This window comes from Nocardia aegles (assembly GCF_052545135.1).
In genome coordinates, this window is sequence record NZ_JBQWRI010000001.1 from 1 (window position 1) to 25,856 (window position 25,856).

Annotated in this window: 23 protein-coding genes; 10 read left to right on the top strand and 13 right to left on the bottom strand. The window is 70.4% G+C overall.

Going from position 1 to position 25,856, the window contains the following annotated elements:
• The first annotated feature begins 2 nt into the window (after nt 1–2).
• Both ACT89H_RS00005 and ACT89H_RS00010 read left to right on the top strand, forming a co-directional pair.
• Nucleotides 3–119, top strand: coding sequence for a DALR anticodon-binding domain-containing protein (locus ACT89H_RS00005; protein WP_445107313.1), 117 nt, complete (start codon nt 3–5; stop codon nt 117–119).
• An 83-nt stretch (nt 120–202) separates the two neighbouring features.
• Nucleotides 203–373, top strand: a complete 171-nt coding sequence (locus ACT89H_RS00010; protein ID WP_445106381.1) for a hypothetical protein — start codon at nt 203–205, stop codon at nt 371–373.
• Here ACT89H_RS00010 and ACT89H_RS00015 read toward each other — a convergent pair.
• Together ACT89H_RS00015 and ACT89H_RS00020 are read right to left on the bottom strand one after the other, a co-directional pair.
• On the bottom strand, nt 355–561 hold the full coding sequence (locus ACT89H_RS00015; protein WP_445106382.1) for a hypothetical protein: 207 nt from the start codon (nt 559–561) through the stop codon (nt 355–357). The genes ACT89H_RS00010 and ACT89H_RS00015 overlap by 19 nt on opposite strands.
• Before the next feature lie 79 nt (nt 562–640).
• Nucleotides 641–958 (bottom strand): hypothetical protein, encoded by a 318-nt coding sequence (locus ACT89H_RS00020; RefSeq protein ID WP_445106383.1) that lies wholly within the window; start codon nt 956–958, stop codon nt 641–643.
• 272 nt (nt 959–1,230) lie between these two features.
• On the opposite strand from ACT89H_RS00020, the gene ACT89H_RS00025 reads away from it, so the two are divergent.
• Nucleotides 1,231–1,473, top strand: coding sequence for a hypothetical protein (locus ACT89H_RS00025; protein WP_445106384.1), 243 nt, complete (start codon nt 1,231–1,233; stop codon nt 1,471–1,473).
• Between the two features lie 328 nt (nt 1,474–1,801).
• Here the strand turns inward: ACT89H_RS00025 and mtnC are convergent, their stop codons facing one another.
• From mtnC to ACT89H_RS00065, 8 genes are all read right to left on the bottom strand, one after another.
• The gene (gene mtnC, locus ACT89H_RS00030) at nt 1,802–2,491 is read right to left on the bottom strand and encodes an acireductone synthase (protein ID WP_445106385.1); all 690 of its coding nucleotides are present in this window, start codon (nt 2,489–2,491) and stop codon (nt 1,802–1,804) included.
• Complete coding sequence (locus ACT89H_RS00035; protein WP_445106386.1) at nt 2,488–3,063, bottom strand: 1,2-dihydroxy-3-keto-5-methylthiopentene dioxygenase; 576 nt, start codon at nt 3,061–3,063, stop codon at nt 2,488–2,490. Before ACT89H_RS00035 ends, mtnC begins: the two co-directional genes overlap by 4 nt.
• Nucleotides 3,060–4,805, bottom strand: coding sequence for an S-methyl-5-thioribose-1-phosphate isomerase (mtnA, locus tag ACT89H_RS00040; protein WP_445106387.1), 1,746 nt, complete (start codon nt 4,803–4,805; stop codon nt 3,060–3,062). The genes ACT89H_RS00035 and mtnA overlap by 4 nt, the downstream gene beginning before the upstream one ends.
• Before the next feature lie 234 nt (nt 4,806–5,039).
• Nucleotides 5,040–5,210, bottom strand: a complete 171-nt coding sequence (locus ACT89H_RS00045) for a hypothetical protein (protein ID WP_157170908.1) — start codon at nt 5,208–5,210, stop codon at nt 5,040–5,042.
• Between the two features lie 492 nt (nt 5,211–5,702).
• Complete coding sequence (locus ACT89H_RS00050) at nt 5,703–7,442, bottom strand: NTP transferase domain-containing protein (protein ID WP_445106388.1); 1,740 nt, start codon at nt 7,440–7,442, stop codon at nt 5,703–5,705.
• Nucleotides 7,443–7,524: 82 nt separating this feature from the next.
• Nucleotides 7,525–8,280: a VOC family protein gene (locus ACT89H_RS00055; protein WP_445106389.1), complete on the bottom strand. Its 756-nt coding sequence runs from the start codon at nt 8,278–8,280 to the stop codon at nt 7,525–7,527.
• 54 nt (nt 8,281–8,334) lie between these two features.
• A complete protein-coding gene (locus tag ACT89H_RS00060) occupies nt 8,335–8,646 on the bottom strand; it encodes an MGMT family protein (RefSeq protein ID WP_445106390.1) in 312 nt (103 codons plus the stop codon).
• Between the two features lie 4 nt (nt 8,647–8,650).
• Nucleotides 8,651–9,427: an alpha/beta hydrolase gene (locus ACT89H_RS00065; RefSeq protein ID WP_445106391.1), complete on the bottom strand. Its 777-nt coding sequence runs from the start codon at nt 9,425–9,427 to the stop codon at nt 8,651–8,653.
• Here ACT89H_RS00065 and ACT89H_RS00070 point away from each other — a divergent pair.
• The 4 genes from ACT89H_RS00070 (at nt 9,317) to nudC (ending at nt 19,452) form a co-directional block, all read left to right on the top strand.
• Complete coding sequence (locus ACT89H_RS00070) at nt 9,317–12,931, top strand: ATP-dependent helicase (protein WP_445106392.1); 3,615 nt, start codon at nt 9,317–9,319, stop codon at nt 12,929–12,931. The two genes, ACT89H_RS00065 and ACT89H_RS00070, sit on opposite strands and share 111 nt — an antisense overlap.
• A gap of 43 nt (nt 12,932–12,974) precedes the next feature.
• Nucleotides 12,975–17,162: an ATP-dependent helicase gene (locus ACT89H_RS00075; RefSeq protein ID WP_445106393.1), complete on the top strand. Its 4,188-nt coding sequence runs from the start codon at nt 12,975–12,977 to the stop codon at nt 17,160–17,162.
• Nucleotides 17,163–17,444: 282 nt separating this feature from the next.
• Nucleotides 17,445–18,500, top strand: a complete 1,056-nt coding sequence (locus ACT89H_RS00080) for a potassium channel family protein (protein ID WP_445106394.1) — start codon at nt 17,445–17,447, stop codon at nt 18,498–18,500.
• 46 nt (nt 18,501–18,546) lie between these two features.
• Nucleotides 18,547–19,452: an NAD(+) diphosphatase gene (gene nudC / locus ACT89H_RS00085; protein ID WP_445106395.1), complete on the top strand. Its 906-nt coding sequence runs from the start codon at nt 18,547–18,549 to the stop codon at nt 19,450–19,452.
• Nucleotides 19,453–19,488: 36 nt separating this feature from the next.
• Here nudC and ACT89H_RS00090 read toward each other — a convergent pair whose 3' ends face one another.
• Nucleotides 19,489–19,719: a mycoredoxin gene (locus ACT89H_RS00090; protein WP_086006463.1), complete on the bottom strand. Its 231-nt coding sequence runs from the start codon at nt 19,717–19,719 to the stop codon at nt 19,489–19,491.
• 279 nt (nt 19,720–19,998) lie between these two features.
• Here ACT89H_RS00090 and ACT89H_RS00095 point away from each other — a divergent pair, with 279 nt between their 5' ends.
• The 3 genes from ACT89H_RS00095 (at nt 19,999) to ACT89H_RS00105 (ending at nt 23,057) form a co-directional block, all read left to right on the top strand.
• Entirely contained in the window at nt 19,999–22,146 is a 2,148-nt protein-coding gene (locus ACT89H_RS00095; RefSeq protein WP_445106396.1) for an ATP-dependent DNA helicase UvrD2, read from the top strand.
• Between the two features lie 112 nt (nt 22,147–22,258).
• Entirely contained in the window at nt 22,259–22,597 is a 339-nt protein-coding gene (locus ACT89H_RS00100) for a hypothetical protein (protein WP_445106397.1), read from the top strand.
• A gap of 136 nt (nt 22,598–22,733) precedes the next feature.
• Nucleotides 22,734–23,057, top strand: coding sequence for a WhiB family transcriptional regulator (locus ACT89H_RS00105; RefSeq protein ID WP_083880787.1), 324 nt, complete (start codon nt 22,734–22,736; stop codon nt 23,055–23,057).
• A 491-nt stretch (nt 23,058–23,548) separates the two neighbouring features.
• Here the strand turns inward: ACT89H_RS00105 and ACT89H_RS00110 are convergent, their stop codons facing one another.
• Both ACT89H_RS00110 and ACT89H_RS00115 read right to left on the bottom strand, forming a co-directional pair.
• Nucleotides 23,549–24,892 (bottom strand): ABC1 kinase family protein, encoded by a 1,344-nt coding sequence (locus ACT89H_RS00110; protein ID WP_445106398.1) that lies wholly within the window; start codon nt 24,890–24,892, stop codon nt 23,549–23,551.
• Nucleotides 24,893–24,940: 48 nt separating this feature from the next.
• A complete protein-coding gene (locus tag ACT89H_RS00115; RefSeq protein WP_445106399.1) occupies nt 24,941–25,816 on the bottom strand; it encodes a hypothetical protein in 876 nt (291 codons plus the stop codon).
• Nucleotides 25,817–25,856 lie beyond the last annotated feature (40 nt).

Consider the following 25,856-nt stretch of genomic DNA (forward strand, 5'->3'; position numbering starts at 1 on the left):
CGGTGATCACGGCCGACGAGCCGATTCGTTCGAATCGGATTGCACTGTGCCAGTTGACTGCTCGTACGCTCGAACTCGGGTTGGGGAAGTTGGGGATCGCCGCACCCGAACGGATGTGATCTTCTGGCCGGACACTCAATAGGATCCAGCGCGGGCCAACACCGCCGAATTCGGTACGTCCGTCCTCACTCTGCTCGATGCGGTGAACGCAGCCGCAGGAACCAGCATCGCCCCACGCTTTGCGCCCGAGCGTGAAGGCGAATGGAAGCACGGCGCACTCGACTCCAGCCGCGCGGCAATCGAACTCGGATGGACCGCGACCACCACAGTTGCGGACGGCATCCGGCGCACCTATCAGCAGCTCAACGCATAGCCGTCATACGCCTCTGGATAACATGGGTTGTTGCGTGCGACGACTGTTGTCAACAGGGTCAGGATCCGGTCCTGCCCAGATGCTGCGGCGGTCGGTTTGCTGCGCATCTCGGCGAACTCGTCGTGCACGTCGGTGAACTGGTGGCGCAGATTGATCCGATCCTCATGTGTAGCACTGAATTCGGACACGATGGCAGGAGGAAACCACGAGAGTGGAAAACCGGGCGGGCCACCAGCCCGCCCGCGGCCAACCACTTCGATGCAGGCCCTAGGTGCGCTTCCGGCTTTCGCGCACCACTACGGCCCCGCGCGCGTCGTATTCCACCCGCTCGAACGTGGCGAAGCCCAGTTCGTTCAGTGCTCTCAGCGCGGTGTGCGAGTTGTAGTTACTGGTCTCGCTGGAGCTTCCCGGCACTCCCGTGGCCAATCCGATGAGTTGAGTTGGCGGCCAAAGGACGTTGTTGACAAGTACCGCATACGTCTGCGGCTTCCCTGGGGTCTGGTCACGGGTGGCGAGGAAGATCTGCTCATCACTGATCTGAACCGGATTGCCGCTGATCGTGATGGTTGTAGTCGAGCGAGCCATGTGCCGAGATCCTGCCATAGGATCGGCAAGCATAAAATCAGGCATCGCTGACCGGACCACTGGGCGGTGAATCGACGGACCAAGATCAGCGGCTGGGACGACGAAGCTGCATCTAGCATGTGAGCGGGTTGCTGAGTGCCGGCACCTGGTCACCCCCGCTGGTCAGGCAGGTGACAGTCCGCAGTTCGGGCGTGTGGCGGTTGTCGGTGCTCGGCCGTACTCTGTCCCTCATCGAGGCCTGATCGGGCCGCCGGGAAGCGAGGAGACCCCAGTTGCCCAGTCTGGAAAGTCGATTCGATGCAACCATCGAGGATTTGAAACAGCTCGGGCACGTCCCGGATGCGGAGAGTATCGAGCAGCTGCGCGCTCGCTTGGACGACCTGGTCGCCGAAGTGCGCAGAATAGTCCCGGCCGATGATGAGCGTCGCTACGAACTGATCCTGCGCGGCCGCCAGGCCAAGGGCCTGCTCATTGATGCCACCGAACGTCTCCGCCCACGACATCGGTATCGCTGAGGCCGCCCGCCGACGCGGACTATACGTGCTGGAGAACCCCACCGTCCTGGATTCGCCACTGAAGGACTACCGCAGCACATTCCAGCCCCAGGCCGGACCGGCGTGCTGCGCGTCACGGGATGTTGGTGTCCAGCAATGGCCGCACATGTTCGTGGCGCGTCTGGCCGCGATGTGGTCGAGCGGGTCCCGGCGCAAGCCTGTTCCGCGGCAGCTTTTCCCACGCCGATCAGCCTGGCCGATCTTCGCGGTTCCGGCAGTATTGCCCGGGAACGCGACCATACTCGCTGGGACGAAGCTGACCTGTACCTGGGAAGACTCGGTTCGGGGCCTACTGGTCGGCGAGATCGATGTCGGCGAACGTGTCCACCCATTGGTGCGGCGGCCGGGGAAGATTCGGCTCGCCCGGCCGGGCCAGCCCGACGACTCGCCAGCCCGCGGCGACGGCGGCATCGAGTTCGTCCGGGTGGTCGGAGAGAAACAGGATGCGTTCGGCCGGCACGCCGATGGCGCCCGCGATCTTGTCGTAGGACGAGGATTCGCGCTTCCCACCCGCCGTGGACAGATCGAAGTAGCCGCTGATCAGCTCCGACAGGCTGCCGCCGCGCGCGAAGGCGAACCAATCCTTTTGATTGCGTACCGATCCCGAGGAGTAGACGTACAGCGCTAGACCCGCCGCGTGCCACGCCGCGAGCGCGGGCGGCACGTCCGGGAAGAATTCACCGTGCAGTGCGCCATTGCGGAAGCCCTCCGCACAGATCAGACCCTGTGCGGTCTTCAACGGCTCGGCCTTCACGTCGGTGTCGAGCCACTCCCGCAGGATCGCGGCGGCCTCGGCCGGGTCGGCGCCCGGCCGCCCGGCCAGCTCCCCGGTCGCGGCCAGCACGGGCGCCGCGTCCGCGGAGCTGTTCTCGGCCAGCCACCCCGGAAGCCGTTCGCGGGTGTAGCCGTACAGGTCTTCGCGGACCGCGGCGGTGGGGCTGGTGGTGCCCTCGATGTCGATGACGACGGCGTCGATCACGGGGCGGTCAGCAACTCGTCGAGGGTGGGGAAGCCCGCGCTGATCTTGTCGCCGGTGAAGTCGCCGACCCAGCCGTCCTGCTCCTCGAAGAAGCGGATGGCGATGAAATCGGGGCGTTCGCCCATGTCGAACCAGTGCAGCGTGCCCGCCGGAACCGAGAGCAGGTCGCCGCCTTCACAGACCACCGCGAGAACTTCATCGCCCAGGTGCAGGTAGAAGCAGCCGCGTCCGGCGGCGAAGAAGCGCACCTCGTCCTCGGCGTGGCGGTGCTCGTCGAGGAACTTCCCGCGCGCGCCCTTGGCGATCTCGGGCCAGTTCGGGTCGGTGTCGTCGGGGTGGACGCGGGCGATGTCGATGTGCTTGTAGCGCCCGGACTCGTTCAGTTCGGCGACGTTGGTCTCGTAGTGCGCGAGCAACTCCTCCGACGGCACCGACGCGGCGTTCCGCACCACGGGCCACCGGCCGAACGTGATGCCGTGCCTGGCCAGTTCGGTGCCGATCACCTCGTCGTCGCTGGTGCGTACGCGTACGTCGGCCGGGTCACCGGCGGCCATCACCTGCAGCAGGGTCATGTCAGTCCAATCTCCAGAAAGTCGTCACGCGGGCCGAACGCCGCCGGACTGCCGGTGCGGGACACCAGCTCACACAATGCTTCCAGGCATTCGGCGCGATCGCGCGCCTGGGCGAGATCAGCGCCCCACGCGGTGATCCCGTGCCCGGTGATGATGAGGACCGGAAGGGCGTCGGGATGGTCGAGGAGGTAGCGCTCGATGTCGGCCCCGATGCGCGGCACGTCGGGCCAGTTCGGGAAGACCGGGATGTCCGCGACGGCCGGATCGCCGCCGCCGAGTCCCTTGATCAACTCGTAGTCGGTGATCCGCAGCGTGCCCGGCGCCGCCGAGCGGGTAGCCAAGGCCGTGGCGAACGGCGGGTGGATGTGCACGACAGCTTGCGCGGGGCGGGTCCGGTAGACGGCGGTGTGGATCGTGGTCTCCGCGGAGGGTTTGCGCCGCTGCTCGGCCACGGGCACGGAATCCGCGACGCGGACGGTGACCATGTCGCGTTCGGTGAGTTCGCCTTTGGACAGGCCGCTTCCGGTGACGACGGCGGTGTCGCCGGTGCGCACCGAGATATTGCCCGCCGTGCCGGGCATCCAGCCGCGCCGGTAGAGCTCGCGGGCGACATCCGCGATGGCGGCGCCGTGGGACGGATCGGATCTCTGTTCGCGGGCGATATCCGCGATCGCCGCACCCTGCGAGGAATCGGACCGCAGTTCGTGGGGGGTGTCCGCGAGCTCTATCGACGTGCCGCGGGAGCGATCATTGCGGTGCACCACGCCGTGCTCGGTGACCACCGCCGTCACCAGTTCGCCCGGCGTCACGTCGAAGGCCGGGTTGAAGACCTCGGTATGCGCGGGAGCCGTTGCCACACCACCGAATCCGGTCACCTCCGCCGCCGCGCGTTCTTCCACGACGATCTCCCGGCCGGTGGCCATCGTCAGGTCGCGGGTCGACTCCGGGGCGACCACGACGAACGGGATGCCGTGGTGGTGGGCGGCGAGCGCGAGACCGTAGGTGCCGATCTTGTTGGCGACGTCGCCGTTGGCGGTGATCCGGTCGGCGCCGACCAGCACGCAGTCGACCTGCCCGGTCGCCATCGCCCACGCGGCCGCCGAATCGACGATCAGCCGGTGCGCAATGCCCGCCTCGGCCAGTTCCCAGGTGGTCAAGCGCGCGCCCTGTAACAGGGGGCGGGTCTCGTCGACCAGCACCTGCTCGAGCGCGCCGCGCTCGGACAGCACCCGCAGCGTGCCGATGGCGGTGCCGAACGCGCTGGTCGCCAGTCGGCCGGTGTTGCAGTGGGTGAGCACGCGCAGCGGCCGGTCCGGGCACAGCCGCAGCACCAGGTCGGCGGCCTTGGTGGCGGCGGCCCGGTTGACCCGGCCGTCCTCGGCGAGCATGTCGAGCGTTTCCGCGAGGACCGCATCGGCACCCTGGCCCACCTTCGCCCGGACCCGCCGCACCGCCCAGGCCAGGTTGACCGCCGTCGGCCGCGCGGCCGCGATCCGGTCCGCCTCGGCCTGCGCCGCCGTTTCGTCCACCACGCCGTCGACGGTGTGCGCGGCGGTGGCGAGGACGACGCCGAACGCGCCCGCGATGCCGATGGCCGGCGCGCCGCGAATGGCCAGCGACTCGATCGCGTCGATGACCTGGTCGACGGTGCTCAGCCGCAGTTCGCGCACCTCGTGCGGCAGGCCGCGCTGGTCGATGGTGACGAGCGCGCCGTCCTCCCAGACCAGTGAGCTGTCGTCCATCAGGCGCATCCTTCGCGTCGAACCGGGTCCTGCCTGGTCAACGGTATCGGACGGGAGGCGGCGAGCCGAAATCGCGTCAGGCCGCCCCGGCGCGCGGCGTGGCGGCGGGATGCGGCCTGCGACTGCGGAGATGGGTGAGGCCATAGGCTCCGGGGTGAGCACAGGGCTCCGGAACGACCGCGACCGCCGGTCCCGGGAGGAGGTGGGGCCGGCGGCGCGGGTGGCGCAGATCAGCTAGCGGCGGCGCTCCTGCTCGCCGCGCCGGTCGGGCATCTCCGACCGGTTGCCCCGACGGCCTTCCATGTCAGCGCCCTCGCGCATGTCCTGCTCTTGGCGCTGTTGCTGCTGCTGCCTCGGCATCTGCTTCGGCATTTTCTTAGGCGTTTTCTTCGACTTTTCAGTCATCTCCACTCGGTCCTTTCCGGGTGATTGATATTCGCCTAACGAACACACGATAGCGAGCGGATATGGCCGGTGGAAGGGGAAATGAAAAATATGGCTCCGAGCGGCCATGGTGTGGCATTTTTGCTGGTCAGAGCGCTATCGATGCCGGAATTCAGTAATGAATCCAGTTTAGTTCGAACTTTCTTGCCGATGGCCGAAGTCGATCTCGGGTGGGGGCGGACGGATCGAAACGCGACGGTCGGCCGTCGATTTTATTCACCTTGCTGTTCGTGGCGTCGGGCGTATATCACGTCGAATTCGACTCGGTTGCCGTCGGGGAGTTCGGTGTCTCGGCGTCGTTGTTGCCGCGAGAACGAAAGTCGCTGCACCGCAGTGACTATGGTGCGACGGCGGCCGGCCGTCGGCGCACTCCCGGATCCCGCACCCGCTCGATCGCGCTGAGGCCAAGGGGCGCAACGACTTTCGTTCGGTCGCCGATGTCTGCCGAAGGGCTCAACGCAGCGGCAGGAATTCGACGATCGCGTCGTCCCCGGCATCGGGTGGGACGAGCACCAGGCCGTCACGGTCGACCAGCCCGCCGAGATGTGCCGTCCGGATGGCCGGGTCGCCGATCCAGCCGCCGTCCTCGGCGGCGCGCGCGGGGACGATGCGTGTCACCTGTCCGGCGATCTCGGCGGCGTTGCGCAGTGGCCCGCGCAGCGGACGGGCCGGAAGCGCGCCGGTGCGGCCCTCGACGATCGCGGGTGCGAGCGTCATGAGCGTCGCGACCGCGGCGAACGGGTTGCCGGGCAGGCCGAGCACCGTGGTGCCGGAGGCGAGCCGGGCGACCACGGTGGACCCGCCCGGCCGCAGCCGCAGCCGCGGCACCACGATCTCGGCTCCGGCGCGGGTCAGGGCGGCGCGCAGCTGGTCGGCCGCCCCGCCGCCGGTCGCGCCGACGATCACCAGCAGGTCGCACTCCGGTGCGCCGATCAAGACCTCGTCGAATCCGTGCGGAGTGTCGCGCAGGTGCACCCGATCGGTGGTGCGAATGCCGGACCGTGCGAGCAGATCCGGCAGGATCGGTCCGATCGAATCCCGGGTCTGGCCCGCCTGCAGCGGCCCCACGTTGCGGATCTCGTCACCGGTCATGACGACGCGCGCGCGTACCGGCCCGCGCACCGGCGCCGAGGTGACCTCGACGCTCGCGGCCGCGGAGACCAGCGCCACGGTGACCGGCGCGCCCTCCGGCGCGACCGGATCACCAGCCGCCCGGTCCTCGCCGCGGCGGCGGATGTCGTCGCGCGGCGGGGTGTCCGGCAGACGGTGCAGCGTCTCGTCGGCGACGTGCACGAACTCGTCGCGCAGCACGCCCGTGGTGCCGTCGGGGACGTGCGCGCCCGTGGCGATGCGTACCGCTTCGCCCGGCAGCAGCCCCACCGGTCGTCGTCCGCCCGCGAAGCCGATGTCGTGGCGCAGGCGCCACGGGCCGTCACCCGCCACCGCGTAACCGTCCATCGCCGAGACGTCGAAGCGGGGCAGGGGCGCGGCGGCCGTCAGCGGGGCCGCCAGCGCGGCACCGATCACCGAGCGCAGGTCCGCTTCGTACGAGGTGAGCCGGGACAGACGGGTGCGCAGCAGATTTCGCGCTTCCTCGAGTTCGAGCGGCGGTTGCTGTCGTGGCGCGTCGACCACCGCCCTGGCCTGCCGCACCTCCGCCTCGGTGTCGCAGTCGCCGACGCCGGAGAGCGGGATGATCGCGGCGGAGGCGGGCACCAGCGCCTTCATCGGCTGATTGATCAGTGCGTCGAGCCGGTCCAGCGCGGCCGCCAGCGCGGACCGTCGCCACACCCCGATCAGGTATTGCGGGCGACCCGACTCATCGGCCGCGAACACCGCGTCCGCCCCGGATTCGGTGGCGTGCCGGACGAGTTGGGCGACCGTCCACGGCGACAGGAACGGCAGGTCGGCGGCCAGCACCACGACCAGCGGAGCGGCGGAGCGGAGGGCGCGCAGCCCCGTGCCGATCGCCGCCACCGGACCCGATCCGGGCGGCACCTCGCGCACCTGGATGATCTCCGGTGCCAGCTGGGGGCGGTGCGGTCCGACCACCACCGTCCGCGTGCAGGAGTCGACGGCGGCGAGCGCCACGTCCAGCATGGAACGGCCGCCGATGACGATGGCGGGCTTGTCCACGCCACCCATCCGGCTGGCCCGGCCACCCGCGAGCACGATCGCGTCGGCGGCCGTCACACGCCACGACCCGGAGCTAGGTACACCATGGCGGCCATGCTAATTCGTCACCGCCGGGAAGCCCGGGAGCGGACGGCGTCGATCAGGCGTTCGACCAGAAGCGCGCCGGTGGCAGCAGCCGGAACTCGTTGAGCTCAGGGTCGGCGAGCACGAGGTCGGCGCTCCGGTCGGGATCCGGGGCGCCGCGATCGATCGAGGTGGCGCCCGCCGCGTGCAGCCGGGCCACCTCGGCGGCCCGGTCGTCGGCGGGGAACGAGGTGAGATCCAGGCGCAGTCTGGTCCGGGCGGAGCCCGCGTCGGGCGTGCGGACGAACTCGAGCCAGGAACCCAGTCCGGTCGGCGCGCGCAATCCGGCCAGCCGCTCGCCGCGCGGCAGGGACGGCCAGCCGGTGGCGGCCGACCAGAACTCGGCGAGGCGCCGCGGGTCGCGCGTGTCGACCACGATCGCCGCGACGGCTCCGGTGTCCACGTACTCCTCCCTGGGCTCGAGCACGCAGAACTCGTTGCCCTCCGGGTCGGCGAGCACCGCCCACGGCACCGCGCCCTGCCCGATGTTGATCGAGCGCGCGCCCAAGGCCAGCGCCCGGTCCACTTGGGTGCGCTGGTGGTCCAGCGAGCGGGTGGCCAGATCGAGGTGCAGGCGGTTCTTGCCGACTTTCGCCCGCATCGCGGGCAGGAAGGTGAGCGCCAGTTCGCCGCCGTCGGTGTCGGGGGCCGCGACGTTCACCTCGTCGGGACGGTCGAGTGTGACACTCCAGCCGAGCAGTTCGGCCCAGAAATCCGCGACCGAACGCGGCCGGTCGGCGTCGAACACGACACATGCCAGGCGGGTGGGCATGGATCAACGGTACTGTCCGACATTCCGGCACGGAGGAATTTCGGAAAGCGGCGCTCAGTCGCCGGGCAGACCGGGCAGTGGGAAACGCGCGGCGCGCAGGTCGACGCGTCCGTCCCGGATGGGCGCGCCCTCCTCGGCCAGCAGGCGCAGCTGGCGATGGGCCAGGTGGGCGGCCGGTCTGCCGCTCGCGCCGAGCACCCGGTGCCAGGGCAGGTCGGCCGCGTCGGTGCGCATGATCCAGCCCACCGTCCGCGGCGTGGACAGACCGGCGGCCGCGGCGATGTCGCCGTAGGTCACCACCCGGCCGGGCGGCACCGCCGCCACCAGGGCACGCACCCGCTCGATCTGGGCGTCGGTGGTCGGCATCGGTTCACAGCACCGAGCGCACGAGCTCGCCGGTCCGGGCCGGGCAGGCCTGGGCGACCATGTGATCGCAGTCCCATTCGAGCACGGTCAGGCCGGCGCCCATGTGTGCGGTGAGCGCCGCGCGGAACTCCGGCGTGACGAACGGCGGGTGCACCTTCATCGCCTGCACCAGCACGGTCGGCAGGTCGGCGGGCGGCAGCACCCAGTGGCGGGCCAGCTGGCCCCAATAGGAGTTGATCGCGGGCAGGCTCATCCGCCACCCGAAGCGCCCGTCCGCGGTCGGCATCAGGTGTTCGTCCAGTTCGGCATCGAGCAATCGCGGCTCGACGTCGCCCCAACCGGTGTCGAGCTTGTCCTGGCGCGCGTGCTCGACGCTGTCGTAGTCGGCCGACATCAGAGTGGACAGCGCGATCTCGCTGAGCCATTCCGGCTCCAGCGCGATCGCCGGATCAAGCAGCACCAGCTTGCGCACCAGGTCGGCATGCCGATGTGCCAGGTGCAGCGCACACGCCCCGCCGAAGGAGTGCGCCACCACCACGACGGGGCCGTCGGCCTCGGCGGTGATCAACTCGACCAGGTCGTCGACGATGGTCTCGAAGTTCCACGGCGGCAGCGAGGTCGAGCGACCGTGCCCGCGCAGATCGGGTGCGAGCACCCGGACGTCGGGCAGATGCCGGGTCGCCAGGTCTTCCCAGCGTTTGCCGTGACCGGTCACACCGTGCAGGGCGAGCACCACCGGTCCCGTCGCCGGACCGAACCGATGGACATTCAGAACAGACACCGGTCCATTCTGACCTGCGCCGCGATCGGCCGCAGTGCCGGTCGGGCGGAGGCGTGTACCGGCGTGTCGGTCGTGTCTGTTGCAATAGCCGGCGTGGTGCGATCGGATGGCGCGGTGCGACTGGTTCGCCGGAATGTGGTGGCGCCCCGGCCGCGAGACTGGGGCGCCGACGCTCGCGCGCTGCTGGACGCTGCGGCCGAGGCCGGTCCCGCGCGTTCCGGGTGGCGGCCCTGGCACGTGCTCGGCGGACCGGGCACGGGCAAGACCACCCTGCTGGTCGACATCGCCGCCGGGCGCATCGCGGCCGGAGCCGATCCGGAATCGGTGCTGGTATTGGCCCATTCGAAACAGGCGGCAGGCGCTGTGCGAGACGCCATCACGACGCGGCTGAGCGGCCCGGGCCCCGACGCGGAGGGCGGTGTGCCCGGCGCCACCCGGGAGCCCTTGGTGCGCACGCTGCATTCGTATGCCTTCTCCGTGCTGCGCAGGCACGCGATAGCGCACGGCAACCCGCCCCCGCGTCTGCTGACCGGAGCCGAACAGGACGCGGTCGTGCGCGAGATGCTGCGCGGCGATCTGGTGGACATGGCCGAGGGTGCGCACGGATTGTGGCCGGAGCGACTGCGCCCCGCCCTCGCGCTCGGCGGGTTCGCCGAGCAGTTGCGCGATCTCATGCTCCGGGCTACCGAACGCGGTATCGGCCCGGAGGATCTGGTGCGCCTCGGCCGCGAGCACGCGAAGCCCGAGTGGGTGGCGGCGGGTAGATTCGCCCTCCGCTACGAGCAGACGATGCTGCTGCGCTGGTCGGTGGGCGTCGAGGCGCCGGAGGCGACCGCGCCCGCGCTGGATGCCGCCGAACTGGTCGGCGCGGCGCTGGACGCGCTGGCCGCCGATCCGAATCTGCTTGCCGCCGAACGCGCCAGGATCCGATACCTGCTGGTCGACGACGCGCAGCACCTGGACCCGCAGGCGGCGATCCTGGTCAAGGCGATCGGACACAGCGCGCGCACCACGGTGATCGCCGGCGACCCCGATCAAGCCGTCTTCACCTTCCGCGGCGCGGACGCGCGGTTCGTCGCCGAACTCGACGTGCCACCCGGGCGGCGCGTCGTGCTGCGCGACAACCATCGGTTCGGCGGCCAAGTGGAGCTGGCGGTCGCGCGGATCGCCGCACGTCTGCCGGGCAGTGCGCCGCAGCGCATCCCTGTGCCGGAAATCACCGGGCCGCGAGACGACGGCACCGAGGTGCGGGTGCGCGTGCTGGCCACGCCGGCGAAGGAGGCCGCGCTCATCGCCGACCACCTGCGCCGCGCGCATCTCACCGGTGGGGTGCCGTGGTCGCGGATGGCGGTGATCGTCCGTTCGGTTCCGCTGTCGCTGGCGCCGCTGCGCCGTGCCCTGATCGCCGCGGGCGTACCGGTGCGGCAGCCCGCCGTGGACACACCGCTGGCGCGCAGGCGCGGCGCGGCCTGGATGCTACTGTCGCTGCGCGCGGTCCTGGCGGGTGCGCAGGCGCAGCGCGGCGCGGAACCGGGGTTCGAGCCGGAGGACGCCCTGGACCTGCTGTCCGGACCGCTCGGCGGCGCCGATCAGATCGCCCTGCGCCGGTTGCGCCGCGGCATCCGGCGCGCGGTCGTGGAATCGGTACGCGCCGGAGCGAAGACACCGGATCCGGGCGACGATTCGCCGCCCGACCGTGACGCGGACCTCGACCGCCCGTCCGCACTGATCCTGCGCGACCTGCTGATCGGGTCCGGTGATCCGGCGATCCTGAACCGGCTCACCGAAGTCGAGGTCGCGCCGTTGCGCCGGGTGCTGGACGCGCTGCGCCGGGCACGTAAGGTGCGCGGGCGCGGGGCGGGGCTGGAGGACGTGCTGTGGGCGCTGTGGACCGGTTCTCGGCTGGAGCGGCGCTGGGTGGCGCAGTCGGAGCGCGGCGGCGCGGCGGGCATGCAGGCCGATCGCGATCTGGACGCCGCGGTCGCGTTGTTCGACGCGGCCGCCGCCTATGTCGACCGGTTGCCGCGCGCGAGTATCGAAGGGTTCGTCGAATACCTGACGCAGCAGGAGATTCCGCAGGACGCGGCGCCGCGCACGCTGCCGGGCGAAGCCGTGGCACTGTTGAGCGCGCACGCCGCCGCGGGGCGGGAATGGGATGTGGTCGCCGTCGCCGCCGTCCAGGAAGGGATCTGGCCTAATCCGCGCGCCCGCGGCACCCTGTTGCACACCGAGGATCTGGTCGATCTCAGCGCCGGGGTGTCCGACGCGGGTGAGCGGGTGAGCCGGTCCGCGCCGATCCTCGCCGAGGAGCGCAGATTGCTGCTCGTCGCGTGCAGCCGGGCCCGGCGGTCGCTGTTGGTCACCGCCGTGGAATCGGTCGCGGGCGAACGCGATCTGGTGCCGTCGCGCTTCCTCGCCGAACTGCTCGGGCACGACGACGACAGCGAGCCGGGCGCGCTTCCGGTGGTCGACCCCGGCCGCGCCCTGGTGATGCACTCGCTGGTCGCCGAATTGCGCGGTGTGGTCTGCGATCCCGAGACCGACTCGGAGCGCAGGCGCCGCGCCGCGCATCAGCTCGCGCGGCTGGCGGACGCGGGCGTGCGGGGCGCTCACCCCGACGACTGGTACGGCACCGCCGAACTCAGCTCGCGGCGACCGCTGTGGACCGAGGACGACGGCGCGGTGGCGCTGTCGCCCTCCACCGTCGAATTGCTGCGCACCTGCCCCCTGCGCTGGGCGCTGGAACGCAACGGCGGCACCGACGGCGACAACCCGCACGCCGTCAAGGGCAATCTGGTGCACACGCTCGTGCAGGCGCTGGCGGGCACAGTGCCCGAAGAACAGGTACGCGCCGCGTTGGCTCGCGCTTGGCGGGCGGTGGATCCCGGGACCGGCTGGCACTCCCGGCAGGAGTTGCGCCGCACCGAGGCGATGCTGGAGACCTTCTCGGCCTGGGTGCGCAACACGCGCGGCGAACTCACCCAGGCCGGGGTCGAAGTGCCGGTGGACTGTGTGTTGCCCGCGCGCACCGAAGACGAACGCGCCGTGCGGATCCGGGGCCGCGTCGACCGGCTGGAGCGAGACGCGCAGGGCCGTTTCGTGATCGTCGACGTAAAGACCGGCAAGTCCCCGGTCACCAAGCAGGCCGCCGTCGATCACGCGCAGCTGGCTACCTATCAGGTGGCGGCCGCCGCCGGCGCGCTCGACGCACCGGCGGAATCCGGTTCCCCGGAGCCGGAAACCGCGACCGGCTCGGCGGGCGAGCCCGGCGGGGCGCGGTTGGTGTACGTCGCCAAGCCGAGCAAGGCGGAGGGCGCCACCCAGCGCATGCAGCCCCCGCTGGACGCCGAGGCGCTCGAGCGCTGGCGCGACACGATCCACCGGGCCGCCTCCGCCACGCAGGGCCCCAGCTACCTCGCCGTGCGCAACGACGGATGCCGCCACTGCGCGGTGGCGGGCAGCTGCCCCGTGCAGGACAGCGGGAGGCAGGTGACCGACGAGTGAGCGCGCTCTCGGTCCCGCCGCGGCCGGTCGCCGGGGCGCCGTCGTGACGGGCCGGGTGACACCGCATCAGCTGGCGCAGGCGCTCGGTCTGCCGCCGCCGACCGACGAGCAGGCCGCCGTGATCGCGGCGCCGCCCGGTCCCACCCTCGTGGTCGCGGGCGCGGGTGCGGGCAAGACCGAGACGATGGCCGCCCGGGTGGTGTGGATGGTCGCGAACGGGCTCGTGCTGCCGGACGAAGTGCTCGGGCTGACCTTCACGCGCAAAGCCGCCCAGCAGCTGACCGCCCGGATCCGGACCAGGCTGGCCCGGCTCGCCGGGGCGCCGCTGCTGCGCGAACTCGATCCGACCGGCCGCCTGCGTGCCCAGCTGACCGGCGCGGAGCCGGAAATCAGCACCTACCACTCGTACGCGGGCAGGTTGCTCACCCAACACGGCCTGCTGCTCCCGGTGGAGCCCTCGGCGACCCTGCTGACCGTGACCCAGCTCTGGCAGCTCGCCCACCAGGTGGTGCGGACCTGGGACGGCGACCTGGAGACCGACCGCACCCCGGTGTCGGTCACCGAGGCGGTGCTCGCGCTGTCCGGACAGCTGGCCGAACATCTGGTCGAGCCGGAGGAACTGGCCGAGGCGCACACCGAACTGGCGAAGCTGGTGCACACGCTGCCCGCGGGCCCACGACAGCGGGGCGGGCCGAGCCAGTCACTGCTGAACATCGTGCAGGTGCAGCGGGAACGGGTAGCGCTGCTGCCACTGGTGCAGCAACTCGCCGAGGCGTTGCGGCGACGCGGCGCACTGGACTTCGGCGCGCAGATGTCCCTCGCCGCCCGGCTGGCCGCCGAGCACCCCGAGGTCGCCGCCGCCGAACGCGCCCGCTTCCGCTTGGTCCTGCTCGACGAATACCAGGACACCGGCCACGCCCAGCGGGTGCTGCTGTCCGCCTTGTTCGGCGGCGCGGCGGGGGACGCGACCGGTGCACACGCGATCCCGCCGGACGGGCGCGACATCTCGCCGCTGACGCAGAGCGGTCGGCGCGGGGCGGGGGAGGATTATGGGCCGCCGTCGACTGCCGATGCGCCCTCTGGCGACTCCGCGCAAAACGAGCGGGCCGATGCGAAAGATGCTGTTACGGAGGGAGATTCGCGGTTTGCCGGCGCGCACGACCCGCACGTCGCGGCGCGGCGGGAAGACCAGCGCTCGCGGGCCGGCGAAATGCAACGCCTCGCCGTAACCGCCGTCGGCGACCCGATGCAGTCCATCTACGGTTGGCGTGGCGCTTCGGCGGCGAACCTGCCCCGGTTCGCCACCGACTTCCCCAGCGCTCCGGGCGTGCCCGCGCCGACGTTGTCGTTGCTGACCAGCTGGCGCAACCCGCCGGAAGCGCTGGCACTGGCGAATCTGGTCGCCGAACCATTGCGGCGCAGAGCATCCGAAAGCGGCGGGGTGACGGTCGACGCTCTGCGCGCCAAGCCCGACGCCGGTCCGGGGGTGGTCGCGCTGGCGTTGACCGGCACCGTCGCCGATGAACGTTCGTGGGTGGCCGAGCGAATCGCCGCGGAGTGGGTTGTCCGGCGCGCGGCCGGAGGGCAGCCGCCCACGTCCGCCGTTCTGGTGCGCCGCAATGCCGATGCCGCTCCGCTCGCCGAAGCGCTTCGGGCGCAAGGTCTTCCGGTGGAGATCGTCGGGCTCGGCGGGTTGCTCGCCACGCCGGAGGTCGCCGACGTCGTCGCCACCCTGCGGTTGATCGCCGAACCGGGGTCGGGTAGCGCCGCCATGCGCGTATTGACCGGCGCGCGCTGGCGTATCGGGGTCGCCGACATCGCGGCGCTCGCCCGCCGCGCCAAGGACCTGTCCATCCGGCGTCCCGGGTCGGAGGGCGCGGCCGAGATCGCCGACGGCGCCGCACTGGACGAGGCGTTGCGCGAAGTGGCGCCGGAACCCGCCGAACAGGCCGGGCTGGCCGACGCGATCGCCGATCCCGGTCCGCCCGGGCAGTATTCACCCGCCGGTTTCGCACGCATCGAGGCGCTGGGCCGGGAACTGGCGGCGTTGCGCGAACGCAGCGGTCAGCCGTTGGCGGAATTGGTCGCCGATGTCGAGCGCACCATCGGTGTCGGTGTGGAGACCCAGACCCGGCGAGCCCTGGCGGGCACCGGGGCCGGACGCGAGCATCTGGACGCGTTCGCCGAGGTGGTGGCCGGGTACGCCGCGGAAACCGGCGCCTCGCTCGGCGGACTGCTGGCATTCCTCGCCGCCGCGGAGGAGGTCGAGAACGGGCTGGAGCCGGGCGAGGTCGAGGTCGCCAAGGACCGGGTGCAGGTGCTGACCGTGCACGCGGCGAAAGGCCTGGAATGGGAGATCGTCGCGGTTGTGCACGTGGTGGAGGGCGTGTTCCCGTCGAAGGCCGGCTCCGGCACGTGGCTGGGCGCGCTCGCCGAGCTGCCCACGTCGCTGCGGGGTGACCGGCAGCAGGACGACGCGGCCGAGGGCGTGCCGGTGCTCGAACTCACCGATCTGTACGACCGCGCGGACCTCGACCGTGCGATCAAGGCGCACAAGGAGGCGCTGGAGCGCCGCAGGATCGACGAGGAACGCCGGCTTTTCTACGTCGCGCTCACCAGAACCGAACGCGTACTGCTGGTATCGGCCCACTACTGGGCGGAGACCGGCAGTACCCCGAAAGGTCCCTCGGATTTCCTGCTGGAACTGAAGCACGCGCACCAGGACCCCGGCAGCCCGGCGCACGGCGTCGTGGCGATCGACCGCTGGGACGACCCGCCCGCCGCCGACGCCGTCAACCCGTTCACCGACGATCCCGCGACCGCCGAGTGGCCACGCGACCCGCTCGGCGACCGCCGCGGCACCATCGAAGAGGGCGCCGCGCTGGTCCGCGCCGCCCTGGCGAGCCTGCGCGCCCGCCCCGCCGAGGGCGGGCGCCGTGGCTCGGAGCCGCCCGGCGCCGCCGCCCCGAACCGCAGCGCCGGTGCCGAGATGGCGCCGACGCCCCCCGTCGACGAGCCGGAGTTCTGGGCTGAGTCGGCCGACGACCCGCGTGGTGGGGGGTCGGGGTTTGTGGATGTACCGGGTGACCCGCGCGGTGATCAGTCGGCATCTGTGGATGAACGCGGCTACCCCCCGCCCGCCGATGAGCCGGGGTCGGTGGATGGGCCGAGTTACTACCTGCGCGGCGACGGGCCGGGGCGTGCGGAAGAGCCTGGCCATTACCCGCCCGCGGACGAGCCGTGGTTCGCGGACGAATCCGCTCACTATCCACCCGACGACGATTACCCGCCCGACGACTTCGGCGGGGACTTCGAGGTCACTTCCCTCGAATACGCCGATCCCTACGCGGATATCGAGCCCTACTTCGGTTCGGCGCCGGACCCGGTGGAGGAGTATCTGTTCGCCGACGAACCGGCATTCGCCGCGACCGGTTTCGCTGCGCCCCCGCCGGACGACCGGTACCGGGCGCAGGACGCCGGTGCCGCGCCGGACCCCGGCGATCCGGAAGGCTGGGCCGCCGACGTCGACGCCTTGCTCGCCGAACACCACGCGGCCGCGGCCACCGACGACGAGGTGGAACTACCCGGACAAATCGCCGCGACCGCCCTGGTCGAGCTGCGGGCCGATCCGGCGAAGCTCGCCGCCCGCCTGCGTCGTCCGTTGCCCTACCCGCCGAACCCGCTCGCCCGCCGGGGTACCGCGTTCCACGCCTGGGTGCAGCGGTGGTTCGGCTCCACCCGACTGCTCGGTCTGGACGAACTGCCCGGCGCGGCCGACAGCGGCGCTGCCGACGCGGGCCTGGACACCGAACTGACCGCGATGCAGGAGGCGTTCCTGAACTCGCGCTGGGCCGATCGCAGCCCGATCGAGGTCGAGATCCCGTTCGAGACCTCGATCGCGGGCACGGTGATCCGCGGCCGGATGGACGCGGTGTTCGCCGAACCCGGCGGCGGCTGGATCGTGGTCGACTGGAAGACCGGAGCCGAGCCCAGCACCGCCGAGGAACCGGCGGTCGCCATGCAGCTGGCCGTCTACCGTCTGGCGTGGGCGCGGTTGATGGCCGCCCGCGAGGGACGGCCCGAGCAGGAGATGTTGCCTCGGATCGGCGCCGCGTTCCACTACGTGCGTACCGGCCGCACCATCGCGCCCGCGAACCTGGCCGGTCCGGAAGAACTGGCCGAACTGATCAGGAACGCCGCACCCGCCGGCTCACCACCAGCGCCTGAGTGATCAGCCGGATCTGCGACGGAAAGCCGCAGGGCGGAGCCGACAGCCGGCCACCGCAACACGCGTGCGCTGGGCAGTGGGCTTCGATACCGACGTGCCCGGCGCACCGCAACTACGTCTTTCGAGCGCAGCGAGACCGAGCCTGTTTCTGTTCGCCACAAGAGGGCCGCGAACACGCCGCGACGCAGTCGCGGCAAATCCGACACAGTAGGCTCCCCGGTGTGCCGCAGGGACAAGGATTACCGGGTATGACCGACACGAGCGGCGAAACGACGGGTGTGCCCGGTGTTCGGTGACCGAGGCCGCGGCCTGGGCTTGGCCGGCCGCCCCGATTTCGCCCTGGTCGGTGTACTGCGCATCCCGGAAGTACAGAGCAGCCCGTGGATTTCGCTGACCAGACGGGTGCTGTTCGCCACGGCGCTGCTGTTTCTGGCCGCGCTGGTGGTGTATCTCGGGCGTAGCGGCTACAACGACAACTCGGGCAACGAACTGTCGTTCCTGGACGCGTTCTACTACGCGACGGTGTCGCTGTCCACCACGGGATACGGCGACATCCACCCGGTGACGCCCGAGGCGCGGCTGGTGAACATCGTCGTCATCACCCCACTGCGCATCCTGTTCCTGATCGTTCTGGTCGGAACCACGCTGGGCGTGCTGACCGAACGTTCCCGGCAGGCTTTCAAGATTCAGCGATGGAGGCACACCGTGCGCAATCACACCGTGGTCGTCGGATACGGCACGAAAGGGCGGACCGCGATCGACGCCATGCTCGGCGACGGGGTGCAGCCCGCCGACATCGTGGTGGTCGATACCGACGCGGTCGCCTTGGAGGCCGCCGCGAACGCCGGGCTGGTGACGGTGCACGGCACGGCCACCCAATCCGACGTGCTGCGGCTGGCCGGGGTGCAGCATGCCGACTCGGTGGTCGTCGCCACCAATCGGGACGACACCGGCGTGCTGGTCACCCTGACCGCCCGGGAGTTGAACAAGGCCGCCAAGATCGTGGTGTCGATCCGGGAGGCGGAGAACACCCACCTGGTCCGGCAGTCCGGCGCGAACTCGGTGGTGGTGTCCTCGGAGACGGCGGGCCGGTTGCTCGGCATCGCGACCACCACGCCCACGGTCGTGGAGATGATCGAGGACCTGCTCACCCCGGAGGAGGGCTTCGCCGTCGCCGAACGCGAGGTGGAGCCGTCCGAGATCGGCGGATCGCCACGGCATCTCAGCGATATCGTCCTCGGCGTGGTGCGTAACGGGGTGCTCTATCGGGTGGGCGAGCCGGAAGTCGACGCGGTCGAGGCGGGCGACAAGCTGTTGTACATCCGACGAGTGGGTAAGTGATCCCGGCGCGAACCGGGCGGTAGCTCGGGCGCGATAGTCTCGAACCGTGTCGGCATTTCAGCTCAATAGCGTTCCCTTGCTGTCCCGGTCCGTAGTCGACCGGGCCGAGCAGATCCGAGGTGATGCCCAAGTCCTGAAGGAGGGCTGGGGCGAGGCCAAACTCCTGCGGGTCGACCGCCGCGGGCAGGTGCGCGTCGACGAGGGCGCCCTGGTTCTGGACGCGGCCGTGGAGTTGTCCGCCGAACCCAGCCCGGACGCGGTGTTTCTCGGTGTCGAGGAGGGCATCCACCTGTGGGCGGTGCGGGATCCGGAGCTGGAGGGCACGCTGACCGACCTGCGCGCGCTGGCCGGCGGCGCTGTCGACGACCGCACCGCCGGGTTGCTCTCCACCGCGATCGCCCTGCTGAACTGGCACGACAAGGCCGGGTTCCACGGTGCGGACGGCACCGTCACCACGTCGGCGAAGGCAGGCTGGTCGCGCGTCACCGAGAGCGGCTACGAGGAGTTCCCGCGCATCGATCCGGCGGTGATCTGCCTGATCCACGACGGCGGTGAGCGGGTGCTGCTCGCCCGCCAGAGCAGCTGGCCGAAGTCGCTGTTCTCGCTGCTGGCCGGGTTCGTCGAGGCGGGCGAGTCGCTGGAGCGCTGCGTCGAGCGCGAGATGCGCGAGGAAGTGGGCCTCGACGTGCGCGAGATCAGCTACCTGGGCAGCCAGCCGTGGCCGTTCCCGCGTTCGCTGATGCTCGGGTTCGCCGCGGTCGCCGATCCCGGACAGCCGCTGACCTTCTCCGACGGTGAGATCGCCGAGGCCGCCTGGTTCAGCCGCGCCCAGGTGCGCGAAGCCTTGGCGGTGGGCGACTGGTCGAACCGGGACAGAGGCGCCGACCTGCTGCTGCCCGGCTCGATCTCCATCGCGCGTACCATCATCGAATCCTGGGCCGCGATCGACTAGCGCGCGGGCCGGTTGCGACCCGCGCGCGGCGGGTGATCAGGACAGACCGGCGAGGACCTGCTTGACCGCCGCCAGTGACGGGTTCGTCGCGGTGGAACCGTCGGCGAACTTCACGGTGGGCACGACGTGGTTGCCCCCGTTCACGCTGCCGACGAACTCGGCCGACGCCGGATCTTGCTCGATGTCGATCTCGACGTAGCTGATGCCCGCCTCCTCCAGCTGCTTCTTCAGCCTGCGGCAGTAGCCGCACCACGTGGTCGAGTACATCGTCAGGGTGGGATTCGCGTCAGTCACGGACACTGCAACGCCGAACCATCGCTCACTGTTCCAACTCGAACCATGTCGCCGCCACTCGCGCCTGATCGGACGCCGCGACCATCCGGGCGAAGGCCCTGGTCGTCACCGAGGCGGGCGTGGCGCTGACGAACCGGGCGATCGTCGCGGTCGAGGCGTGCGGCGCGGAGTTCTTCGCGCCGCTCGGCGCCCCCGGGACAGCGGAGCGAGCGGTGCCCTACCGCGACCGGCCGGTTGTCGGTGGCCGCTGTCATGATGGACCACGTGCCCGCTCTCGACCTCGCAGACCTCGACCCCGAGCAGGCCTCCGCCGTGCGGGCGCCGCGCGGTCCGGTGTGCGTGCTCGCGGGCGCGGGCACCGGCAAGACCAGAACCATCACCTATCGCATCGCGCACCAGATCGCGCAGGGGCACGTCAAAGCCGATCAGGTGCTCGCGGTCACGTTCACCGCGCGCGCCGCGGGGGAGCTGCGCACCCGGCTGCGCGCGCTCGGCCTGGGCGGCGAAGCGAGCCAGGTGCAGGCGCGAACGTTCCATGCGGCAGCGTTGCGGCAGCTGAAGTACTTCTGGCCGCAGATCGTCGGTGACGTGCCGTGGCGGCTGATCGATGCCAAGTTCCCGATCGTCGCGCAGGCGGCGCACCGAGCCGGGCTGTCCACGGCCACCGACAGCGTCCGGGACCTGTTGAGCGAGATCGAGTGGGCGAAAGCCTCGCTCATCGCGCCGGAGGACTACCCGGCGGCGGTCGCGAAGCAGCGGCGCGAGACGCCCTGTGAAGCGCTGCGGGTCGCGGACGTTTACGCGGGTTACGAGAAGCTCAAGGCGACGCCGGACGGGCTGCTGCTGGATTTCGACGACCTGCTGCTGCATACGGCGGCCGCGCTGGAGGACTATCCGGCGGTGGCCGACGAATTCCGCGGCCGCTACCGCAGTTTCGTGGTGGACGAATACCAGGACGTCACGCCGCTGCAACAACGCGTGCTCGACGCGTGGCTCGGCGACCGCGACGACCTCACCGTCGTCGGCGATGCCAACCAGACCATCTATTCGTTCACCGGCGCCACGCCGAGCTACCTGCTGGATTTCTCCCGCCGCTTCCCCGATGCCACCGTGGTGCGGCTGGAACGCGACTATCGGTCGACTCCGCAGGTGGTGTCGCTGGCCAATCGGGTGATCGGAGCGGCGCGAGGCCGCATCGCGGGCACCAGACTGCAACTGGTCGGCCAGCGTGCCGACGGACCCGAGCCGGTGTTCGCCGAATACGACGACGCGCCCGCGGAGGCGGCGGCGGTGGCCGAGGCGATCGGCAGGCTCATCGCGGCGGGCACGCCGGCCGCCGAGATCGCCGTGCTCTATCGGATCAATGCCCACTCGGAGAGCTACGAGCAGGCGCTCACCGAGCGCGGCATCCCCTACCAGGTGCGCGGCGGTGAGGGCTTCTTCGCGCGCACGGAGGTCCGGCAGGCCGTGCAGGCGCTGCGGCAGGCCGCCTCCCGTGCCGACCTGCCCGACCAGGCGCGCAGTGGCAACTCCCTGATCTCGCTGGTCCGCGCGGTACTCGCCCCGCTCGGCCTGACCGCGACCGAACCCGCGGGCGCCCAGGCGCGCGAACGCTGGACCTCACTGGTGGCCCTGGTGCGGCTGACCGAGGAGCTGGTCGGCCACGACGACCGGCTCGATCTCACCGGGCTGCTGCGCGAGCTCGCGACTCGCGCCGAGGCCAGACACCCACCCACGGTGCAGGGCGTCACGTTGGCCTCCCTACACGCCGCCAAGGGGCTGGAGTGGGACGCGGTGTTCCTGGTCGGACTGTCCGACGGAACCATGCCGATCGCGCACGTCCTCGCCGACGACGGCTCGGTCGCCGACGAGGCGGCGCTCGAGGAGGAGCGGCGGCTGCTCTACGTCGGGGTCACCAGGGCGCGTGAACATCTACGGCTGTCCTGGGCGTTGGCCAGGAACGAAGGTGGCAGGCGCAGCAGGAGGCGTTCGCGATTCCTCAACGGACTGGTCCCCGACGATTCGCCCGCCTCGCGGATCGCGGCACCGCCGTCGGCCCCGAACGGCGTCCGCCCGACCTGCCGGGTCTGCGCGAAGCCGCTGATCGGCACCTACGCGACCATGCTCGGCCGCTGCCGTCGCTGCCCGGCCGAGCTGGACCCGGAATTGCTTGCCGCGCTGCGGGACTGGCGGGCGGAGAAGGCGGAGGCGTTGCGGGTGCGCGAATTCGTCGTGTTCACCGACACCACGCTCACCGCGATCGCCGAACAACTGCCCGCCGACGACGCCGCGTTGGCCGCGATCGCGGGCATCGGTGCCAAGAAGATCGATCAGTTCGGCGCCGAGGTACTCGCCATCGTCGCGTCCCGGCTTCGATCCATCTCACAAAACCGCAGGTAGAAAATAGGTTGTTCCGCTGGGCGATCTTGCCTATGGTGGATTTCACGCACCGGGAGGGCATCTCGGCGCGCACAGTTACCGCACACAACGAGTACAGGAGGGAGGCAGAGCAATGGACAACATTATGAACTTCGGCGCCAGTGGCGTTGCGGTCTATGCGCCCATGGCGGCCTCCCGGGGGATCCTCGCTTTGCAGGGGATCGGTCTGTCCGGAATCGGTGCGTTCGGCAAATCCGGCACGCATGTGAATTGCGCTGCCATGCAGGCGTCGATCGGTACCGAGAACCAGGACAAGCCCAGCGCGGGCTGGCACCCGACGGCTGTCGAGGCAGCAATCGGTGTCTTCGCGGATGAAACCGGCTTCGAGCCGGCGGATCCGCGGGCAGCACGCCTCCGCACCGCACACCCAGCGACCGTGATCAGGACACGACACAGATGTCGACCTAGGTAGGGAACTCCTCCCCGACCTCCTGGCCACGGATCGCCCGACAGCGAAACCGTGGCCAATATTCTCCGGCCCTTCAGCCGACCGGCACCGGTTTCGCCACAACAAACGAACCGCTGCAAACGAGCTGAAGGAGAACGACGTGTTCACCGCACAGGGTTGGCCGCAGGCCGCTACTGACGTGACATGCCGAACCGTGGCGTCGCCTACTCGGACCCAGGAGATCACCAAGGTCCTGCCCTGCCGTGCTGGAGACCCGGACCTCTGGTTCGCCGAGAGCCCGGTCCAGTTGGAGCAGGCCAAGGCACTGTGCGCGACCTGCCCGATCCGCAAAGGCTGCCTGAGCGCAGCCATGGATCGTCGTGAGCCGTGGGGTGTTTGGGGCGGTGAGATCTTCGACCAGGGTGTCGTGATCGCCCGCAAGCGTCCCCGTGGTCGTCCGCGCAAGGTCGCGGTCCCGGCATGAGCCGGGGAGTGACTTCCCTCCCTCCGGTCGATGTGCTCGATTCGGTCGGACCCGGCACGGGCCGAGCCAACGAACGAGAAAGCAAGCCAGCCGCCCACCGTTACCTGGTGGGCGGCTGTGCTGGTTTTTGCAGCGCCTGCGGCGCTGCGTGTTCGCGGCCCCGGGGAGTCTCGCACCCGAGCGACCGAGACTCGCGACTGCGTCGCATGCGCTGTGTTCGATTTGCAGCGCCTGCGGCGCTGCGTGTTCGCGGCCCCGGGGAGTCTCGCGCCCGAGCGACCGAGACTCGCGACTACGTCGCATGCGCTTCGGTCACTCGGGTGCGAGACGGGCCGCGAACGGTGCTCGTAAGACTCGCACTCGGCGGGTCGGGTGGGGAGCGGTAGCGACTTCCCCCGGTTCGGTGGCCGTAGGGACTTCCCCGGTTCGGTGGCCGTCCCGGAGTCCCTTTGTAGTTGAGCGGTAGCTCGCCGGGCTGTGGGGGTTTCGGTTCAGGAGGCGGTGCGTTCCTCGGTGAAGCCGGGCATCCAGGTGCGGACCAATTGCATGAACGGCAGTTCGGCGTCGAGTTGCGCCAGGATGCCGACCGAGCCGCCGAGCACCCGGAAGATCATCAGGTATTGCGCCGGAAGTTGAAGTGCGCGTGCGGTTTTCATTTCGGGGCTGGAGAGCTCGGAAGCTTTGCCCGCCGCCCGTTGCATCCAGCTGCGAGTGAAGTGGAACGAGTCGGCCTGGATCGGGTCGGTGAACGGCCGCAGGTAGTCGGCGATCTCCTGGTGGGTGACTACTCGGCCGGGGATCACCCAGCCGTGGTCGTAGAGCAGTTCGGTGAGTTCGGCGAAGCGCTCCTCGACCGCCAAGGCCAGCATTCGGCCGAGAACCGGGGGAAACCCCTCGGGCATCGGTGCGCAGGCGCCGAAATCGATGACCGCCAGTTTGCCGTCGGGCAGCATCATGAAATTGCCCGGATGTGGATCGGCGTGCAGGAGCCCGACGATCTCCGGTGAGGAGAAATGGAACCGGCCCATCAGCCCCGCGACGCGATTGCGCAGCGCGCGGGTGCCCTCCGGATCCTCGGCGCCCTGCTTGATGATCGTGGAGACGGGGACGCCGTCGAGCCATTCGGTGACGATCACCTTCGGCGCGCTCGCCACCACCTTCGGCACCACGATCTCGCCGTGCCCGTCGAAGCCCTTGGCGAAAGCGCGCTGGTTGGCCGCTTCGTTGCGGTAGTCGAGCTCTTCTTCGGTGCGTTCGGTGATCTCGGCGAGAAGCGGCTTGACATCCGCACCGGGAATCACCGACGCGACCAGGCCGGACATCCGCGACAGCGTCTTGAGGTCGGCGCGCAGCGCCTCGTCGGCGCCGGGATACTGCACCTTCACCGCGACGATCCGCCCGTCCGACCACACCGCCCGGTGCACCTGTCCGATGCTGGCCGATGCGGCCGGGGTGTCGTCGAACTCACGGAAGCGGCTACGCCACTGGGTGCCGAGCTGCTGGTCGAGCACGCGGTGGACAGTCGCGGCCGGCATCGGCGGCGCGGCGGCCTGCAGCTTGGTGAGCGCCTCACGATAGTGCTCGCCGAACTCCTCGGGAACCGCGGCCTCCATCACGCTGAGTGCCTGCCCGAACTTCATCGCGCCGCCTTTGAGCTCGCCGAGCACCGTGAACAGCTGCTCCGCGGCCTTCTGATTGAGGTGGGCGTTGATCTCGGACTTGTCGCCTCCGGCGAGCTTCTTGCCGAACCCCATGGCCGCCCGCCCGGCTATGCCGAGCGGGATTTTGGCCAACTTGGCGTTGCGGGACGAGCGACGGCGCACGATCTCAGACACGTACCCATCATGGCGGACGGACCGGCCGGTCGGCCACGGCAACCTCGATCACGGCCGGGTTGCGGTGCCATGTTCCGCGGGAACGTGCGCACACCCGCAGTCGGGATGGCGGTGCCATTCGCGCCGATCGAGAGTGTGTGAATCCAGGTCCAACTCCAGTGTCGCGTTCAACGTGGCGGGGGTTCGCCGGGGTGAGCAGTCGATGATCGTCTCTAGTTCGGCGAGAGCGATTGCCGTGGTGGCCGCTATTCCGGCGGGGGAGGCGTGGCCGATGCGGCCGAGCAGTTGGGCCGCCAAGTGCGGCCAGTCGGTGTCGTTCTGTGTGCGGATCAGGTCCGCGCAGCGCAGGCAGCTGGTGACGCCCGGCAGCACCAAGGGGCCGATGACGCCCTTGCTGTCGCGGATGCGCAGCTGTAGATGCGGGATCCGGTGCAGCACCAAGTCGCTCACCAGCCGGGGATCGGGCATCAGCGTGTCGGCGAGCACCACGAGATCGGCTCCCCAGGACCGCACTGTCGCGGTATCGGAGGGATAGTCCCGGGAGCGGCTCGGCCGCATACCGAGCGCCCGCAAGCCGGTCGACACCGCGTCCGACAGCGGCCCGAGCCCGTGCACCCGCACTGTTCGCACGTGATCGGCCCGGTCCTGCGGGTGGTCCAGCAGTCCGGCTTCGTCGACCAGCGTGAGCAATGCCACGGCGCGTTCGGCATCGATGCCGCATTCTCCGGCGCGCCAGATGATCTGCGGTTTGGTGCGCAGACCGTCGAGCAGGCGCAGGAACGCGACGACGGTGTCGGCGTCCATGCCTTCCGGATCGAGTACCACCGCGGTTTCCGGATCGCACCCGAGTTGGACGACACCGGTCGGGCGGACCAGGACAGTCACCCTCGGGCGCAATCGGGGACCACGACACAGTGTTGTCATGTCGTCAGTATGCGGATCACGCGGTGCGCGGCCGGTGTCG

Coding starts and splice junctions, on each gene's coding strand:
- ACT89H_RS00045 (WP_157170908.1), bottom strand. CDS start 5,210: ATGACTGAAAAGTCGAAGAAAACGCCTAAGAAAATGCCGAAGCAGATG.
- ACT89H_RS00070 (WP_445106392.1), top strand. CDS start 9,317: ATGCCGGGTCGCCAGGTCTTCCCAGCGTTTGCCGTGACCGGTCACACC.
- ACT89H_RS00090 (WP_086006463.1), bottom strand. CDS start 19,719: ATGTACTCGACCACGTGGTGCGGCTACTGCCGCAGGCTGAAGAAGCAG.
- ACT89H_RS00100 (WP_445106397.1), top strand. CDS start 22,259: ATGGACAACATTATGAACTTCGGCGCCAGTGGCGTTGCGGTCTATGCG.
- ACT89H_RS00035 (WP_445106386.1), bottom strand. CDS start 3,063: ATGACCCTGCTGCAGGTGATGGCCGCCGGTGACCCGGCCGACGTACGC.
- ACT89H_RS00055 (WP_445106389.1), bottom strand. CDS start 8,280: ATGCCCACCCGCCTGGCATGTGTCGTGTTCGACGCCGACCGGCCGCGT.
- ACT89H_RS00020 (WP_445106383.1), bottom strand. CDS start 958: ATGGCTCGCTCGACTACAACCATCACGATCAGCGGCAATCCGGTTCAG.
- mtnA (WP_445106387.1), bottom strand. CDS start 4,805: ATGGACGACAGCTCACTGGTCTGGGAGGACGGCGCGCTCGTCACCATC.
- ACT89H_RS00095 (WP_445106396.1), top strand. CDS start 19,999: ATGATGGACCACGTGCCCGCTCTCGACCTCGCAGACCTCGACCCCGAG.
- ACT89H_RS00115 (WP_445106399.1), bottom strand. CDS start 25,816: ATGACAACACTGTGTCGTGGTCCCCGATTGCGCCCGAGGGTGACTGTC.
- ACT89H_RS00060 (WP_445106390.1), bottom strand. CDS start 8,646: ATGCCGACCACCGACGCCCAGATCGAGCGGGTGCGTGCCCTGGTGGCG.